Source organism: Chitinophagales bacterium (genome assembly GCA_020636495.1).
GTDB lineage: Bacteria > Bacteroidota > Bacteroidia > Chitinophagales > Chitinophagaceae > UBA5543.
The window spans coordinates 2,609,092-2,623,440 of record JACJXQ010000008.1 but is presented as its reverse complement, the minus strand read 5'-3'; the positions used below and the strand labels follow the sequence as shown (position 1 = coordinate 2,623,440).

Annotated in this window: 15 protein-coding genes; 5 read left to right on the top strand and 10 right to left on the bottom strand. The window is 45.4% G+C overall.

The window, feature by feature from the left end; translation table 11 throughout:
• Positions 1-21: 21 nt before the first annotated feature.
• From H6550_11605 to guaB, 4 genes are all read right to left on the bottom strand, one after another.
• Positions 22-1,059, bottom strand: coding sequence for a hypothetical protein (locus tag H6550_11605; GenBank protein MCB9046768.1), 1,038 nt, complete (start codon positions 1,057-1,059; stop codon positions 22-24).
• Positions 1,060-1,158: 99 nt separating this feature from the next.
• Entirely contained in the window at positions 1,159-1,818 is a 660-nt protein-coding gene (locus H6550_11600) for a hypothetical protein (protein MCB9046767.1), read from the bottom strand.
• Between the two features lie 209 nt (positions 1,819-2,027).
• Entirely contained in the window at positions 2,028-3,482 is a 1,455-nt protein-coding gene (locus H6550_11595) for a DUF3987 domain-containing protein (GenBank protein MCB9046766.1), read from the bottom strand.
• A gap of 195 nt (positions 3,483-3,677) precedes the next feature.
• A complete protein-coding gene (guaB, locus tag H6550_11590; GenBank protein MCB9046765.1) occupies positions 3,678-5,147 on the bottom strand; it encodes an IMP dehydrogenase in 1,470 nt (489 codons plus the stop codon).
• Between the two features lie 103 nt (positions 5,148-5,250).
• Here guaB and H6550_11585 point away from each other — a divergent pair, with 103 nt between their 5' ends.
• Together H6550_11585 and H6550_11580 are read left to right on the top strand one after the other, a co-directional pair.
• Complete coding sequence (locus H6550_11585; GenBank protein ID MCB9046764.1) at positions 5,251-6,555, top strand: AMP-binding protein; 1,305 nt, start codon at positions 5,251-5,253, stop codon at positions 6,553-6,555.
• A gap of 1 nt (position 6,556) precedes the next feature.
• Positions 6,557-7,096 (top strand): DUF1697 domain-containing protein, encoded by a 540-nt coding sequence (locus tag H6550_11580; GenBank protein ID MCB9046763.1) that lies wholly within the window; start codon positions 6,557-6,559, stop codon positions 7,094-7,096.
• Between the two features lie 64 nt (positions 7,097-7,160).
• On the opposite strand, the gene H6550_11575 is transcribed toward H6550_11580, so the two are convergent.
• Positions 7,161-7,802 carry a DUF2202 domain-containing protein gene (locus tag H6550_11575; GenBank protein ID MCB9046762.1) on the bottom strand — a complete coding sequence of 214 codons (642 nt, stop codon included), beginning with the start codon at positions 7,800-7,802 and terminating at the stop codon, positions 7,161-7,163.
• 143 nt (positions 7,803-7,945) lie between these two features.
• On the opposite strand from H6550_11575, the gene H6550_11570 reads away from it, so the two are divergent.
• The 3 genes from H6550_11570 to H6550_11560 all read left to right on the top strand — a co-directional run bounded on the left by H6550_11570 (position 7,946) and on the right by H6550_11560 (position 10,227).
• On the top strand, positions 7,946-8,329 hold the full coding sequence (locus H6550_11570; protein MCB9046761.1) for a hypothetical protein: 384 nt from the start codon (positions 7,946-7,948) through the stop codon (positions 8,327-8,329).
• A 101-nt stretch (positions 8,330-8,430) separates the two neighbouring features.
• Entirely contained in the window at positions 8,431-9,426 is a 996-nt protein-coding gene (locus H6550_11565; protein MCB9046760.1) for a sterol desaturase family protein, read from the top strand.
• Between the two features lie 402 nt (positions 9,427-9,828).
• Positions 9,829-10,227: a MerR family transcriptional regulator gene (locus tag H6550_11560; protein ID MCB9046759.1), complete on the top strand. Its 399-nt coding sequence runs from the start codon at positions 9,829-9,831 to the stop codon at positions 10,225-10,227.
• Here the strand turns inward: H6550_11560 and H6550_11555 are convergent.
• The 5 genes from H6550_11555 to H6550_11535 all read right to left on the bottom strand — a co-directional run bounded on the left by H6550_11555 (position 10,224) and on the right by H6550_11535 (position 14,323).
• The gene (locus tag H6550_11555) at positions 10,224-10,796 is read right to left on the bottom strand and encodes an ATP-dependent Clp protease proteolytic subunit (protein MCB9046758.1); all 573 of its coding nucleotides are present in this window, start codon (positions 10,794-10,796) and stop codon (positions 10,224-10,226) included. The two genes, H6550_11560 and H6550_11555, sit on opposite strands and share 4 nt — an antisense overlap.
• A gap of 48 nt (positions 10,797-10,844) precedes the next feature.
• Positions 10,845-11,438 carry a hypothetical protein gene (locus H6550_11550; protein ID MCB9046757.1) on the bottom strand — a complete coding sequence of 198 codons (594 nt, stop codon included), beginning with the start codon at positions 11,436-11,438 and terminating at the stop codon, positions 10,845-10,847.
• A gap of 85 nt (positions 11,439-11,523) precedes the next feature.
• Positions 11,524-13,182 carry a DNA polymerase/3'-5' exonuclease PolX gene (locus tag H6550_11545; protein ID MCB9046756.1) on the bottom strand — a complete coding sequence of 553 codons (1,659 nt, stop codon included), beginning with the start codon at positions 13,180-13,182 and terminating at the stop codon, positions 11,524-11,526.
• Complete coding sequence (locus H6550_11540) at positions 13,179-13,631, bottom strand: hypothetical protein (GenBank protein ID MCB9046755.1); 453 nt, start codon at positions 13,629-13,631, stop codon at positions 13,179-13,181. Before H6550_11540 ends, H6550_11545 begins: the two co-directional genes overlap by 4 nt.
• Positions 13,631-14,323, bottom strand: a complete 693-nt coding sequence (locus H6550_11535) for a (d)CMP kinase (GenBank protein MCB9046754.1) — start codon at positions 14,321-14,323, stop codon at positions 13,631-13,633. The genes H6550_11540 and H6550_11535 overlap by 1 nt, the downstream gene beginning before the upstream one ends.
• Positions 14,324-14,349 lie beyond the last annotated feature (26 nt).

The following is a 14,349-nucleotide window of genomic DNA, read 5'->3' as shown; positions in this document are numbered from 1 at the left end:
CACGCGCGTCAACGCTACAATTTAGCGAAATTCATGAGGTAAGTAGAATTCATCTAAATTGCTTTCTTGATGAATGAAAGTTGTAAGGTCTTTCTTGATGAATCGTTCTATTTTTGATTGAATTGAATAGTAGTCAGCATCCTGTATGTAAACTTGAGTGTCTCCCGATTGCAATTTTAGACTTTGTAGTATATATGTATCCATTTCACGGTTAAATGTTGGGAATGAATAGCCAATTACGACTAATGCGCGTGACATTGATGTGCACTCCGTTATTGCTTTTTTTAAACTACCGTCGTCATCTTTCTCCCATTCAAATGAAATTGCAGGAATATATTTCGAGTTTTTGCCAGCATATTTATTGTAATTAATGAATAATGGCATTATATCTTTCCATGACATATCTGCAATGTCTTTGTCGCGGTGAAAGTTGGGGAGGTTTAAACCAAGTGTCAATTTTTGGTTCGTATCATAAAATCCTGTCGTACCATTAACTTTAATTATTCTGAATTTATTCTTTAAGTCAACTGGAATACTATTTTTATGTATCACATTAAGTTCATCATAAATAGAGTGAATATCTTCCGTCGCGCTCAATGCATATTTCATAAAAGCTTTTTCAAATTCGTAGTCATAGTTCCATGATATAATACGAATTTCATCAGGTAAGCGTGGTTCTTCCTTTGAAATTATAGAGGCAAAAAAGGCATCATATCTTTTATCAACTTTGTTGTTAAAATATCGGTATAGTTCGAAGAATAATATTATCGTACATTTTATAAGCTTATATTCACTGTTTTTATCGGTTGACCACAGCATCTTTGCGTATGTGTCAACAGTTTTATGCTCATTGCATGCTTTTAGAAGAATGTTTAAGTGGTCAAATACAAGGTCATATGCATTTCTCTCATTCTGATCCCAAAAAAAGTTGATTTGTTTCGATTTAATTGATTCAAGGTGGTTAAGTATTTCTGTAACTGCTTCTCCAAAATTGGCCATTGTTGGAAGAGCTCCAGCACTAGCACCAGCACCTAGTAAATATGTTACTCTATTTGCCATATTAAGTTAAATGTATAGTATATTTTGAAAGTTACATAAGGTGTTTTCACCCAATTCCCAAATTGACGCACTGACGCGCGCGCTACAGCGCGTCAGTGGTTATAGGGTATGCAGCTCACGGGTAAACGCCCGGTGTACATCGGCAAAAATGTTTCGTGCTTCTGCCTGTGCTTCCTGTAGTTCATCCTCTGCGTATCGCATCATAATAAACTGCTTGTCCAGTATGGTATATATGCCTATGCTCACCAGTTGCGGGTCGCAGTCCAGTATATTGTTGGCTATATATTGTTGCAGCAGCGGGTACCTGAGTTGCTGCTGCCAGCCGGGGTAGGGCTTTTCTGTTATGTAGTGGCAATGATAGCGCCCGTTGCGTTCCATTATCCAGGGTGCTTGTCCCGTCATTTTTACCTCATCGTGCAGGCCCTGCCAGCTCACCTGTTTGTTGCCGTATTTAAATTGCCACCCGTTGTTGTTCAGTTGCTCAAAATAGCTGGTGAAACTGTCCAGCATCGGCTCCTGTTTCTCCTTACATGCCTTGCTGCTGAACGTGCCCAGGTTGAAGGCTAAGTTGTTGTATGCCGTATCTATGTCTGCCCCGTGGTGTACGGTCAGCGCCGCACTGCGCCATTTGCTGCTCATGCCCGAGTTGAAGTTGCCGTTCTGTCCTTCCTGTAAGGCCTGTTTCAGTGCCAGCAGTTTGCCATAAAGGGCAGGTTGGTTGCGGCATTGCTCAATTTTTGTACATCTTATTTCTATCATGGTTGTAGTTTTTTTGGTTTGTTTTTTATTCGTCTTTGCTGAGTAGTCCCCCTATCCCCCTAAAGGGGAGACTAATTATGATAAGTTCATTTACATATAATAATCGCGATGTAAAACGGCTATTCTATATGCGTATTGAATCTCCCCTTTAGGGGGATAGGGGGATTGACGCATTGACGCGCGCGCTACAGTGCGTCAACCGCTACAGGCTATTCCTGTATGCCATAGTTTTTCAGTATGCGCCTTACCCGTCCGTGTGCGTGTATATTGCCAAACACCTCCACGGCTATTTTGCGCAGGCTCATGCCCTGCTGGCTGTAGCGGTAGCACAGGTTGCGTTGTGCGTCTGTATTTTCATCGCTGTTGATGTTGGCGGCACGCCTGCTGCCGTGTTTGCCCAGGTATTTATACACGTCTGTAGCGTTGTAACTCAGCACGTCCATAATGTCCAGTGCGTTTTGCAGGTCGGTATCGGTGCAGGTAAGCGCGGCGCGTTGCAGTTGCGTGTCAGCCTCGTAGTGGCGCAGTATGGTCAGTATCATGGCTATACGGTAGGCCATCAGCGCCATACGGTTGATGCTGCCGTCCAGCTCGGTGCCTATCTTGTCCTGCGTCCATTCTTTTACATACCTGAAGTGCGCTACAAATTGTTGTTGCTGCGCTGCGGTAAGCGTAAACTGTTTGGCTACCTGCTGATGTTGCAACAGGCGATACAGGTCGGCGTATTTGCCTGCGTAGTTCTCTATATGCAGCGCATGGGTAAAGTCGTTCTTGCTGAAGGGATCGCGAAAATCGTTGTTGCCATGCAGCATGTAGAACATGAACCTGCTGTACAGCCCGTTATCTATACTGGGTATCAGTTTCAGCAGTTGGTCGTAAGTGCCGGATAGCACTACGCTTAATGCCGGGTTTTGCACGGTCACATCCTCGTTGTTGGCACGGCGAAAAAAGCTGAGCGGCTCGTGGTGGTAGGCCTTGCGCAGTATATCGCTGAAGTTGCCATAGTCCTGCCGCAGCATATCGGCCAACGTGTCGCCCTCCGTTTCAAAAATAATACCGCTGCCGTCGTTCTCTTCCAGCAGTTGCATTACGGCGGTCTTGGTGGTGTTGGCGGGTATGAACAGTTTCAGGTGGCGTGGCTGTGCGGGCTCTGCGGGCGGTTCTGCCAGCTTGCCTTTGTTGTATTGTGCCAGCAGCATGTTATACTGCACCTTGTCGCGCTTGTAGCGTGCTTCTTCTTCTTTGGCTTCGTCCAGCCTGTTCAGGTGGGTGATCTCGCCCAGCAGCCTTGCCCATTTCAAAGCGCCCTTGCCCGTGCCGTAGGCGCCTACTACAAAGCAATACAGGTTGGTACCCACATTGCTGCCAAAGTAGTTGCCGTAATAGTTGGGCAGCATGCCGCTTATTACACCCAGTGCACTTACCAGGAACAGCTCCCGCTCCTCACCATCGCTGAAACGCTTTGCGGGTACACGCAGCATTTCGGGCAGGGTAGTGTACAGCTTGTCGGCAAAGCAGCGATAGCCTTTGCTTTCTTCTTCTCCGGGAGGTTGCAGCGGTATTTGCTCGTTTTGTTTTTTTGCTGCCTTCGATGCCTCATACAGTTCGTTGAACCAGTCTGTCTTCATGATGTCCTTAGGGTCTTCTTGTTTCAAAGGTTCCATAGTGATACTTTTTCATGGTTAAATAATAGTAGCAATAATACAACAATTATTGTTAATAACAAAATTACGTTTTATTTAATATAGTAAGTGACGCACTGACGCACTGACGCACGCGCGTCAGCGCTACAATTGAGGGCACAAAAAAGCGGCCATGCAAAATGCACAGCCGCTGTATGAATTTAAAACTACTAACTATTAACGACTATAGTTAGGTGCTTCTTTGGTAATTACTATATCGTGCGGGTGGCTTTCGGCCATACTTGCTGCGGTGATGCGTATGAACTGTGCATCGTTTTGCAGGGTCTTGATGTCTTTAGCACCGCAGTAACCCATACCTGCCCTCAGTCCGCCAACAAATTGTTGCACTATCTCGCTGAGCGTGCCTTTGTAAGGTACACGGCCAACGATACCTTCCGGTACCAGTTTCTTCACGTCTGCCTCCATGTCCTGGAAGTAGCGGTCTTTAGAACCTTCCTGCATCGCCTCAACAGAACCCATACCGCGGTATGATTTGAACTTACGTCCTTCGTATATGATGGTCTCGCCTGGGCTTTCCTCGGTACCTGCGAATATAGAACCAGCCATGATGCAGGATGCGCCTGCTGCCAGTGCCTTCACCATATCGCCTGTGTAGCGGATACCACCGTCTGCTATCACGGGTATGTTCTTACGTTTCAGCGCCTGTGCAGCTTCCATGATAGCCGTCAGTTGGGGGGCGCCTGCTCCTGTTACCACGCGGGTAGTACAGATAGAGCCCGGCCCTACACCTACTTTCACAGCATCAGCACCTGCTTCTGCCAGTGCCAGTGCACCTGCTGCGGTAGCTATGTTGCCGGCTATTACCGGTAGTTGTTTAAAGGATCTCTTCACCAGCTTCACCATATCTATCACACCTTTTGAGTGTCCGTGTGCGCTGTCTAAAGTAATGATGTCAACGCCTGCTGCCATCAGGGCTTCCACCCTTTGCAGCGTATCGGCTGTGATACCTACCGCGGCACCTGCCAGCAGTCGTCCCGCGCTGTCTTTGGCGGCGTTGGGGTGGCTTTTCAGGTGCAGTATATCCCTGAAAGTGATCAGGCCTATCAGCTTGCCTTTTTTGTCTACTATCGGCAGCTTCTCAATTTTGTGTTTCTCCAGTATGCTTTCTGCCTTAGACATGTTGGTGCCTATGGCGGCGGTTATCAGGTTGTCTTTGGTCATCACCTCGCTTATCTTCTTGCGCATGTTCTTTTCAAAGCGCAGGTCGCGGTTGGTGAGTATACCCACCAGCAGGTTGTTGTTGCCCACTATGGGAATACCGCCTATTTTGTTATCCTTCATCAGCTTTACAGCATCTGCCACTGTAGCCTCTGGGGTCAATGTTATGGGGTCTGTTATCAGCCCGCTCTCACTACGCTTTACTTTGCGCACCTGCTCTGCCTGGCGTTCAATGGACATATTCTTGTGCAGAATACCTATTCCGCCTTCGCGTGCCAGTGCAATAGCCAGTGGGGCGTCAGTTACCGTATCCATTGCCGCAGACATCATAGGGATGTTCAGCGTAATGTTTTTTGTCAGTTGGGAAGCTGTGCTCACTTCGCGTGGAAGTACTTCAGAGTAAGCAGGAGCCAGCAATACGTCATCGAAAGTAAGGCCTTCGCCGTAGAATTTAGATTTTGCAGCCATGTGCAAAGATATATCAGCAAAACAAAAATGAAAAATCAGATTTGGAAATAAGGCAATAGATTTTTTTCGGTGTACTTTAGTAAGGTATTTAACGGAAGGAAATATGTATAACCCCAAACTGGCCTTTGCCACTACAGACGAACAAAGAGACTACCAATACGAGGCTTTGCAGCAGTTACTTAAGTACCTGCAGGACAAGTCGCCCTTTTACCAGCGTTTGTTCAGGGAACACAATATTGATATTAATAATATCCGCTCGCTGGAGGATATGACCTTTCTGCCTACCACTTCAAAAAGTGATATGCAGGAGCATAACTGGGAGTTCCTCTGCGTGCCGGAGACGGATATAAAAGAATATACCGCTACATCGGGCACTATGGGCAAGCCTGTAACCATAGCCCTGACCGAGAACGACCTGCAAAGGCTGGCATATAATGAAGAACAATCATTCAAATGTGCCGACGGGCAGCCGGAAGATATTTACCAGCTTATGCTTACGCTGGACAGGCAGTTTATGGCGGGGATAGCTTATTACCAGGGCATCCGCAAGCTGGGTGCAGCGTTGGTACGTACAGGCCCGGGGTTGCCGGCGTTGCAGTGGGATGCTATCGGTAGGTTACAGTCTAATAGTATTGTTACCGTGCCGTCGTTCATGCTGAAGCTGATAGACTATGCTACCGAACACCAGGTAGACCTGAAACACTCGCCTGTGAAAAAGGCTATCTGCATCGGCGAAAGCATCAGGAATACTGATTTTGAACTGAACACGCTTGGGCAGAAGATACACGACGCATGGCCCATCCATTTATATAATACCTATGCGTCTACAGAAATGCAGACGGCCTTTACGGAGTGTAATGCAGGGGTAGGTGGCCATGAGCAGCCCGACCTGGTAATTATGGAGATACTGGACGACCACGGCAAACCCATACCTGCGGGCCAGTTTGGCGAGGTGACCATCACTACACTCGGCGTAGAGGGTATGCCGCTGCTGCGCTATCGTACGGGTGATATCTGTACTTATTATGATACCAAGTGTTATTGCGGAAGAACATCGCGGAGGTTATCGCCGGTATTGGGGCGCAAGCAGCAGATGATCAAATACAAAGGCACTACGCTTTACCCGCCCGCGATATTCGATATACTGAACAATATCGGCTATGTGAGCGAATATGTGGTGGAGACCTTTACCAATGAGCTGGGTACGGACGAACTGAAACTACATATACATACACCATTGCCCATAGATGATTGCGAAGCCAGGTTGAGGCCTGAGTTGCAGAGCAAGCTGAGGGTAGCTCCATTGCTGCATTTCCATTCGGCATCTGCTATTCACCAGATACAGTTCCCGGAAGGCAGCCGTAAGCAGGTGAGATTCCTGGATAACAGGGAAAACAAACTAGACTGATATGGCTAAGTATGTAGCATTTCACCGGGCGATAAATGTATCGGGTACCAAGATCATTAAGATGGAGTACCTGAGGCAGCTCTTTGCAGATATGGGTTTTAAGAATGTGGCCAGCTATATACAAAGCGGCAATGTATATTTTGAAGCACCCAAAAGCAAGAATGAAACCATATCGAAGAAGATTGAAAAGCACCTAAAGAAAGAACTGGGTTTTGAGGTTGAAACAATGGTGAGAACAGTAGATGAACTGGCTACCATTGCTGATGCCGACCCATACAAGGATATTGAGGATGATGGTAACGCTGTGGTCTACATCGGCTTCCTGTCGGAAGAGCCGGAACAGGACAAGCAGAAATTGCTTTGCTCTTTCAATAACGAGGTAGATGAATGTACGGTTATCGGTACAGAGCTGTATATATTAAGATATAAGGACAGGGGCAAAGCACGGTTTGAGAACAAGTTCATGGAAGGGAAACTGAAAGTAGTATGTACTACGCGCAACAGAAAGACCCTTTATAAGTTATTAGACCTTTATCAATAACATCTGAGGCCCGGGATCAACCCGGGCCTCAGCACATACCCATCTTCTCTATCACACTCGTTTTTTAATTATGTCCGTGCACCTTTGGCGTGGTTACAATATCATTGTATTCCTGTTGCGTAATGTACTGTGGTGTATAGGTACCGCCTTTTGCCTGCAACTGGGTATAAAACTCACGCATATGGTTTTTGCTGGCGCCGGCCAGGTTGTTGTACACTGTTGCTATGTCTGCATTCTGCACCTGGAATAATGCTTTTTCAATGTCATATATATCCATGTCTTCAATGGTCAGCCCTACGATGATGGCATCAAGTTCACTTTGATTGCCCTTTGCTACCAGGTCATTATACAGCTTCTGTATATCAGGATTAGTGAAAACACCTACTCCGTTGTTAGCTACAGGGTCGCTCATGTTGAACTTGTCCAGCAATGTCTTAACAGCATCCATATGTTTTTGTTCACTGGCAATGATGTTATTCAGGAAGGCCATATTGGTCCATTTGGCTACTAGTGTAGTGTACACATCCCTTGCCATCTTCTCTTCTTCTCTTGTGAATGTGATACTCTGCTGCTCAAATGCAGTGATGGTTGCGGAAGTTGGAGTCGTAGTCGATGTTGTGGGAACTACGTTTGTCTTTTCTTTTTTGCAAGATGTAAAACCGAATGCTGCGGTTAGAGCCAGTGCAATTACAAGTGTCTTTTTCATAATCCTGTGTTTTATAGTTATTAAATCAGGTACAGTGTAAAAGTACTATCATGCCTGCCGGCAGTTGGTTACAATAGTTACACAAAAAGATGACATTTGTCATCCTTGGCAATTTGTGTTACTCTTGCAGGAAACAGTTCCATATGAACAGAGTCTTTAAGTGGCTGATCGTTGTGCTGGCTGTGCTCAATTTCGGGTTTATGGCCTTTGACGGTTCGCGTGCATTGCTGGTGGGTGACTATGTACGACCTGAAACCGGTGAATATGCCGGGCAACTGGGGCCGTGGAGCAGACTGGTTACATCTGTTGGTGTTGATCCGGTAGGCACCCCGATGAAAGTCATCTTCCTGACTTTTGGCGTATTGGGCCTGGTGTTTGCTGTGAGTTACGCAATGAAGGTCAGGAATGCAGGAAGATATTTATTATTCCTGAACGTTCTGTCATTATGGTACCTGGTACCCGGCACGGTCTCAAGTATGATACAGATCATATTACTGTTGATGACAAGGCTCAAAAAACAAGAATGACACAGCATTGTCAGTTTCAGTTCATGTCCACCCTAATTCTGTCACCAATTTGTTTGTCAGGGATTATTTTGTTATTCTAGAGGTTCATACAGATATATATAATGAAGTTTATTTATTTTATCCCCTATTTCATACCGTTCGGAGTTATTGTCATTACTATCGAGGTGATCATGAGTATCCGGCATAAACAACACAAGTATGATCTGAAGGATTCTGCTGCGAGTGCGGGTGTTGGTACAGGGGCGGTGCTGATGCAGATGTTGACCAAAGCAGGGACACTTGCGGTGTTCACGGGGGTGTTTGAGTTGTTTGCCCCTGTAAGAGAGGCGTTGAATTATACGGCAGCCTTCGGGCAAAACTGGCTGGGTGCCAGCTGGTGGGTATGGATACTGGCCATTATAGGAGATGATTTCAACTTCTACTGGCACCACAGGTTCGCACACACCATACGCATACTATGGGCGGCGCATATTCCGCATCACTCGTCAGAGTATTTCAACTTCGGTACTTCTTTCCGCAATAGCTGGACCATATTTTTCGTAAAGCCGGTGTACTGGTTGTGGATGCCAGCCGTAGGCTTTCATCCTGTAATGGTGCTGATGGCGATGTCTATCAATTCGCTGTACCAGTTTACGCTGCATTCCTTGTCTGTACCGCACCTGGGCTGGTATGAGAAGATATTCAACACCCCCCAGCTGCACCAGATACACCATAGTAAGAACTTCTCTTATATGGATAAGAATTTTGGCGGTATCTTTATCATCTGGGATAAGCTGTTCGGCACTTTTCATAATGGCCGTGACGGGCAGGAAAGGCACTTTGGTGTTACCAAGCCACCTGAAAGTTACAACCCGATAAAGATAGTGATGCACGAGTTTGAGAATATCTGGATAGATGTGCGCAAAGCCAAAACATTGAAAGATAAGCTGAACTACATTTTTGGCGCGCCGGGCTGGAGCCCTGATAAATCGACCCTTACGGTTAAGGAGATGAGTAAGATCGTAAAGAAGCAGGAGGGTAAGCTAACAGAAGAGCAGAAGAAGGCATTCGGGTATATAGAGAGTAATCCCGATATGAAGAAGGAGTTGGTATCCTGATGTAGCCTGTAAATATTGTACTTATATGCGAAATGTTGTGTTTTGTTGTTAAAGACGAACACAACATTTTTCTTTTATAGCTTACTTTTGTTCCCCGCAGCCGTTTTTGTTTCCATTTTGTTTCCTTGCCTGGGCGATCTTCTTAGGCGTTATCTCTGTAAATGGTTGACTTACATTTTATTACAGTATTTTGTTTCCAAATGTTTCCTTTCAATGCGAAAAAATAAAAAGTATGTGGAACTGCTATTCCGATATTTCATGTTGGTGATATGTCAAAGAACTTTCGACTGAAGTCCAGTCATTAAACAATGACAAATATACGAAAATTATTGTAAATATGATTTTGTAATTTTGATGATCTGGTAGAGATTTCTTATTTTTAGTATTGTAAACGAGTTGTATATGTTAATAGGCCAGTTAGCTAAGCGTACAGGTTTCTCCAGGGATACGATCAGGTATTATGAGAAGATAGGATTGATCGTATTGCCTAAAAGGGCACGCAAGGAAAACAACTACAAGGATTACCCTGAAGACACTGTGCACGTGCTGAACGCCATACGCAAGTATAAGGACCTGGGCTTTACACTTGAGGAGATAAGGGAACTGCTCGTGCTGCAATCTATACAGGTGCTGGATATATCGAAAATGTTGCAGATAGTAGAACGCAAGATAACCGGTATGGATGAAGCCATTGAGCAACTACACAACTACAGGATGAGGCTGAACCGCGAGCACCAGTTGTTGCTGAAGAAGAAAACAGGCCATACCATATCTTTACCGGAAATGAAGCTTGCCGCCTAAGGTGTTACTATTTTGTCTATAATTCCATAGTCTACCGCTTCTTTAGCATTCATCCAGTAATCACGGTCAAAATCTTTCATAACCTGATGCTGCGTTTTGCCGCAATTGCCTGCCAGTATATCCGCTATTATTTCTTTGGTCTTTATTATCTGCCGCGCATTTATCTCAATATCTATGGAGTGTGCCCTGAAGCTGCCAATTGAAGGTTGGTGTATCATCACTTCAGCCATAGGATAAATGTAACGATGTCCCTTTTCTCCTGCCGATAACAATACTGAGCCCATACTTGCTGTGAAACCTATACAATAAGTATATACGGGTGATGATATAGCCTGCATCATGTCATGCATGGCGAAACCTGCAGTTACTACACCGCCGGGACTATTGATGTATAAATGTATGGGTGTGCCGGGAGTTACTGCCTCCAGGTAGGCCAGTTGCTCTATTACTTCTTTTGAGGTGTTGTCTTCTACCACTCCCCAAAGGAATATTTTCCTTTGTTCCAATAATGTTTTGTGCAGCGTGTTGCTGATGGATGATGTAAGTGTTTCTGTGAGTAATTCCTGCATGTCTGTTTTTACCTGCAAGTATAAGGGGTGGAGTATGGTCCACGGTTGCTACATAGGTTGAAGTTTTTTTGCTAATTCTTCCGCCCATTGCTGTGTCATAGATATGGCTACCTGTACGTTGGGTTCTTTCACTCTTGATTCGTCATTGGGTCGCATCAGCCACAGTGTACGGGAGTCTACCAGATCGGTACCTTTTTCTTTCAGCAGCCTGTCGAATGCTGCTTTTGACTCTTTGGTGCTGCCTGAACCTATTGTGAGTGCAGCGACAGGTTTGCCCTTCAACTCAGGATGTTTTTTTACAAATCCTGTTATAGCCATATCCGGGCGCCAGTTGTAGGTGTTGGCGCAGAGCATATATATGTCGTAGCCTGTAGTGGGGAGCTCTTTCATAGCTTTTACGGTTGCTACCGTCGCCTGTATGTGATGCTCTGACATCGCTTGTCCGAAAGCCCTGCATAACTGTTCGTCAAGGTTGTATATAGGGTCAGGGTCATAAACGATCAATACTTTCTTTATGTTATTTGTATTGCCATATTGCCAGCTTTTTGCAGGACCGGGCATTTCTGTCCATATGGTGAGTATGCCCCAGATGCCCAGTATTACCAGTATTGTTATCAGCATGATACGGGATAGCTTTTTCATAGTATGAAAATACAGGTTGTACTACTACTGGATTATGAGTATGGTCAATCGGAGGAGTGATATTGGTCATTCTTTACGCGGGTTTTTATTTCCCCTTGCTCAGCCACGCTTCAAATTCTTTCAGACTGTAGCTACTCAGGTTGCGCTCTTTGGTCAGGCCTCCTTTCTGGGCAGAGAGTGTACCATAATATACGTCGTGGTAACCTGCAATGGCGTGCGCGTCCGGGTCGATAGATAGAAGTGCGCCTGCTTCAATAGCGTAGGAAATCCATTTCCAGTCGAGGTCGAGACGGCGGGGGTGAGCGTTTATCTCAATTACCACGTTGTGCTTTACGCATTCATCTATGATCACCTTATGGTCGAGCGGGTAACCTTCGCGTGATAGCAGGAGCCTGCCTGTGGGGTGGCCTAGTATGGTAGTGTAGGGGTAGCGTATAGCCTTTAATACACGTTCCATAGCTTTCTCCTGTGTCATTTTCAGGTTGGTGTGTACGGATGCAATGACCAGGTCGAGTGTAGCCAGTACGTCATCTGAATAATCAAGGCTACCGTCATTCAGTATGTCCACCTCAATACTCTTGAATATCCTGAATGGTGCCAATTTTTCGTTGAGCGCATCTACCTCGCGGTGTTGTTCTGCAATGCGCTTGGGGTCTAATCCATTGGCGTAAAAAGCGGCCTGTGAGTGGTCGCTGATAACGAGGTATTCGTACCCCTGTTCTATGCAAGCCTTGGCCATAGCTTCGATGGTGTCGGCGCCATCGCTCCATGTAGAGTGGGAGTGTATTATGCCTTTGATATCGGAGGGTTGAATGAGTACGGGGAGTTTGTTTGCTGCAGCTTTGTCTAAAATGTCAGCTGTTTCCCGCAGCGCAGGAGGAATGTATTCCAGTTTGTTTGCTGAGAATATTTCTTCTTCGCTGGCAGGTGTTCCCGGTAACGTGTATTTGCCGGTAAAGGCTGTAAGAAACTCTTCGCCGGCAGAAGTGGAGAATAGGGTGTTGTAAAACTTTTCTTTGGTGGTGAGGTGTACGCGTATGGCCAGTTGGTTAGGAGCATCTACATACAGGACGTTGTCTTTTTCTTCGGTCTTTACTCCTGTGGTAACGCCAAACTGGCTTTGCAGTGTTTTGCTGTCCGTATCCGTAACAATGTCAATGAATTCAACTGTTGGTAATTGCCTGCGTATCTCGCCTGTCAGTGAGAATAGCTTGCCGGGGTTTGCTTTGCCTAATTGTGTTACGAGTACATTGGATATCTCTTCCACTTCGGCCCATAGCCTGAAGTTTTGATTGGCACGAATGAACTCGATGTTCTGCAAAATGCTTTGCTGGGTTTTTGCCCCAAACCCCTTGAAAGAAGCCAGCCTGTTCTCGTTGCAGGCATATTCCAGTTCGCCCACGCTTTCGATGCCCATTTCCTTCCATATCTGGGCAATTTTTTTCGGGCCTAGACCTTTTATTTGCATCATGTCCAGGATGCCTTGTGGCGTGCGGGCCAGGATATCTTCCAGGGCCTGTAGCTTACCTGTTTCCAACAGCTCGCGTATTTTACTGCCCGTACTTTGCCCTATACCACGCATTGTAAACAGTTCAGCATCGTCCATTTCGCTGGCCTGCCTTGGCAGTTTGTCTATGTTGTATGCAGCAATGCTATAGTTCTTGGCACGGAAGGCATCTTCGCCATGTATGTCCATCAGTTTGGACAGCAGAGAAAAGTGGTCTGATATTTCGCCGTTGGTCATTTTCTGTTCTTTCGTTGGAGCTTTAGAAGTAATTTATTGTCTTTTTTATTGTACAACTTATTTCCTTTACACATACTCGTGAAGTAAATGCCAGAATTAGACTGATTTGCGAAGACAAGGTAATTTCTGCCTGTTTCGAATGCTGCCTCGCAACTGGTAAAAGCAAAAGGGTCTATGGCAATAGTATCTGCTGATTTGCTTCCCTTGTACTGGTGAAGCACAACTGCTTTGTATTCAATGCCTTTTAACGTAATTGTTTTTTGATTGTCCGGAGTCAGGGATGTGTCAGAAAGGTTTTTTAATTCAATAATAATTACGTTCACAACAATGTCCGATGTATAGTAAGAACTCTTCGTTGTTATTCCATTAACGCATGTACAAGCAAAGCTGATGTTGCACAAAAATATCAGTACTGACGACAGGAGAAAATGAAACCTGATTTTATTCATCACACTTTCTCCTTTATGCAACGTTCCTTTACCCAGCCAATAGCCTTTTTTAACTGGTCATTACGGTCGAGCGATGTATTGTCGAGTACAAGAGCATCTTCTGCCTGTGTCAGCGGACTTTCTTCGCGATTGCTGTCAATATAATCGCGCATCTGGATGTTGGCCATTACCTCTTCGTAAGTAATGTTCGGATTTTTAGGGTACAGTTCCTGGAATCGGCGTTTGGCTCGTACGTCCATATCAGCGGTCATGAATATTTTCAGTTCGGCATTGGGGAATACCACGGTTCCTATATCCCTGCCGTCCATTACGATGCCTTTTTCTTTGCCCATTTCCTGTTGTTGCGCCACGGCAAAATCGCGCACCTCTTTTATAGCAGCCACATCGCTAACTTTTTCTGCTACGATCATGTCGTGTATATGGTGGGCTACATCTTCACCATTCAGGCATATCTCGGGTTGCTTAGTCGTCTCATTATATAAAAAACTCAGCTTGATATTCTTAAGCGCTTCTTTTACTTCCAGAATGTGACTTATGTTGACATCGTTGCGCAGGAAGTATAATGTAATGGCACGATACATAGCACCGCTATCTATATGCCTGTAGCCCAGTTCTTTTGCGAGCATCTTGGCAATAGTGCTTTTGCCGCAGGAAGAATGGCCATCTATCGCTATGATTATTTTGTCGTCCATAAGCACAAATTTCAGGCTTTGACGGG

Coding starts and splice junctions, on each gene's coding strand:
- guaB (MCB9046765.1), bottom strand. CDS start 5,147: ATGGCTGCAAAATCTAAATTCTACGGCGAAGGCCTTACTTTCGATGAC.
- H6550_11545 (MCB9046756.1), bottom strand. CDS start 13,182: ATGACCAACGGCGAAATATCAGACCACTTTTCTCTGCTGTCCAAACTG.
- H6550_11570 (MCB9046761.1), top strand. CDS start 7,946: ATGAACAGAGTCTTTAAGTGGCTGATCGTTGTGCTGGCTGTGCTCAAT.
- H6550_11535 (MCB9046754.1), bottom strand. CDS start 14,323: ATGGACGACAAAATAATCATAGCGATAGATGGCCATTCTTCCTGCGGC.
- H6550_11560 (MCB9046759.1), top strand. CDS start 9,829: ATGTTAATAGGCCAGTTAGCTAAGCGTACAGGTTTCTCCAGGGATACG.
- H6550_11580 (MCB9046763.1), top strand. CDS start 6,557: ATGGCTAAGTATGTAGCATTTCACCGGGCGATAAATGTATCGGGTACC.
- H6550_11565 (MCB9046760.1), top strand. CDS start 8,431: ATGAAGTTTATTTATTTTATCCCCTATTTCATACCGTTCGGAGTTATT.
- H6550_11595 (MCB9046766.1), bottom strand. CDS start 3,482: ATGGAACCTTTGAAACAAGAAGACCCTAAGGACATCATGAAGACAGAC.
- H6550_11605 (MCB9046768.1), bottom strand. CDS start 1,059: ATGGCAAATAGAGTAACATATTTACTAGGTGCTGGTGCTAGTGCTGGA.
- H6550_11540 (MCB9046755.1), bottom strand. CDS start 13,631: ATGAATAAAATCAGGTTTCATTTTCTCCTGTCGTCAGTACTGATATTT.
- H6550_11585 (MCB9046764.1), top strand. CDS start 5,251: ATGTATAACCCCAAACTGGCCTTTGCCACTACAGACGAACAAAGAGAC.
- H6550_11550 (MCB9046757.1), bottom strand. CDS start 11,438: ATGAAAAAGCTATCCCGTATCATGCTGATAACAATACTGGTAATACTG.
- H6550_11555 (MCB9046758.1), bottom strand. CDS start 10,796: ATGCAGGAATTACTCACAGAAACACTTACATCATCCATCAGCAACACG.
- H6550_11600 (MCB9046767.1), bottom strand. CDS start 1,818: ATGATAGAAATAAGATGTACAAAAATTGAGCAATGCCGCAACCAACCT.
- H6550_11575 (MCB9046762.1), bottom strand. CDS start 7,802: ATGAAAAAGACACTTGTAATTGCACTGGCTCTAACCGCAGCATTCGGT.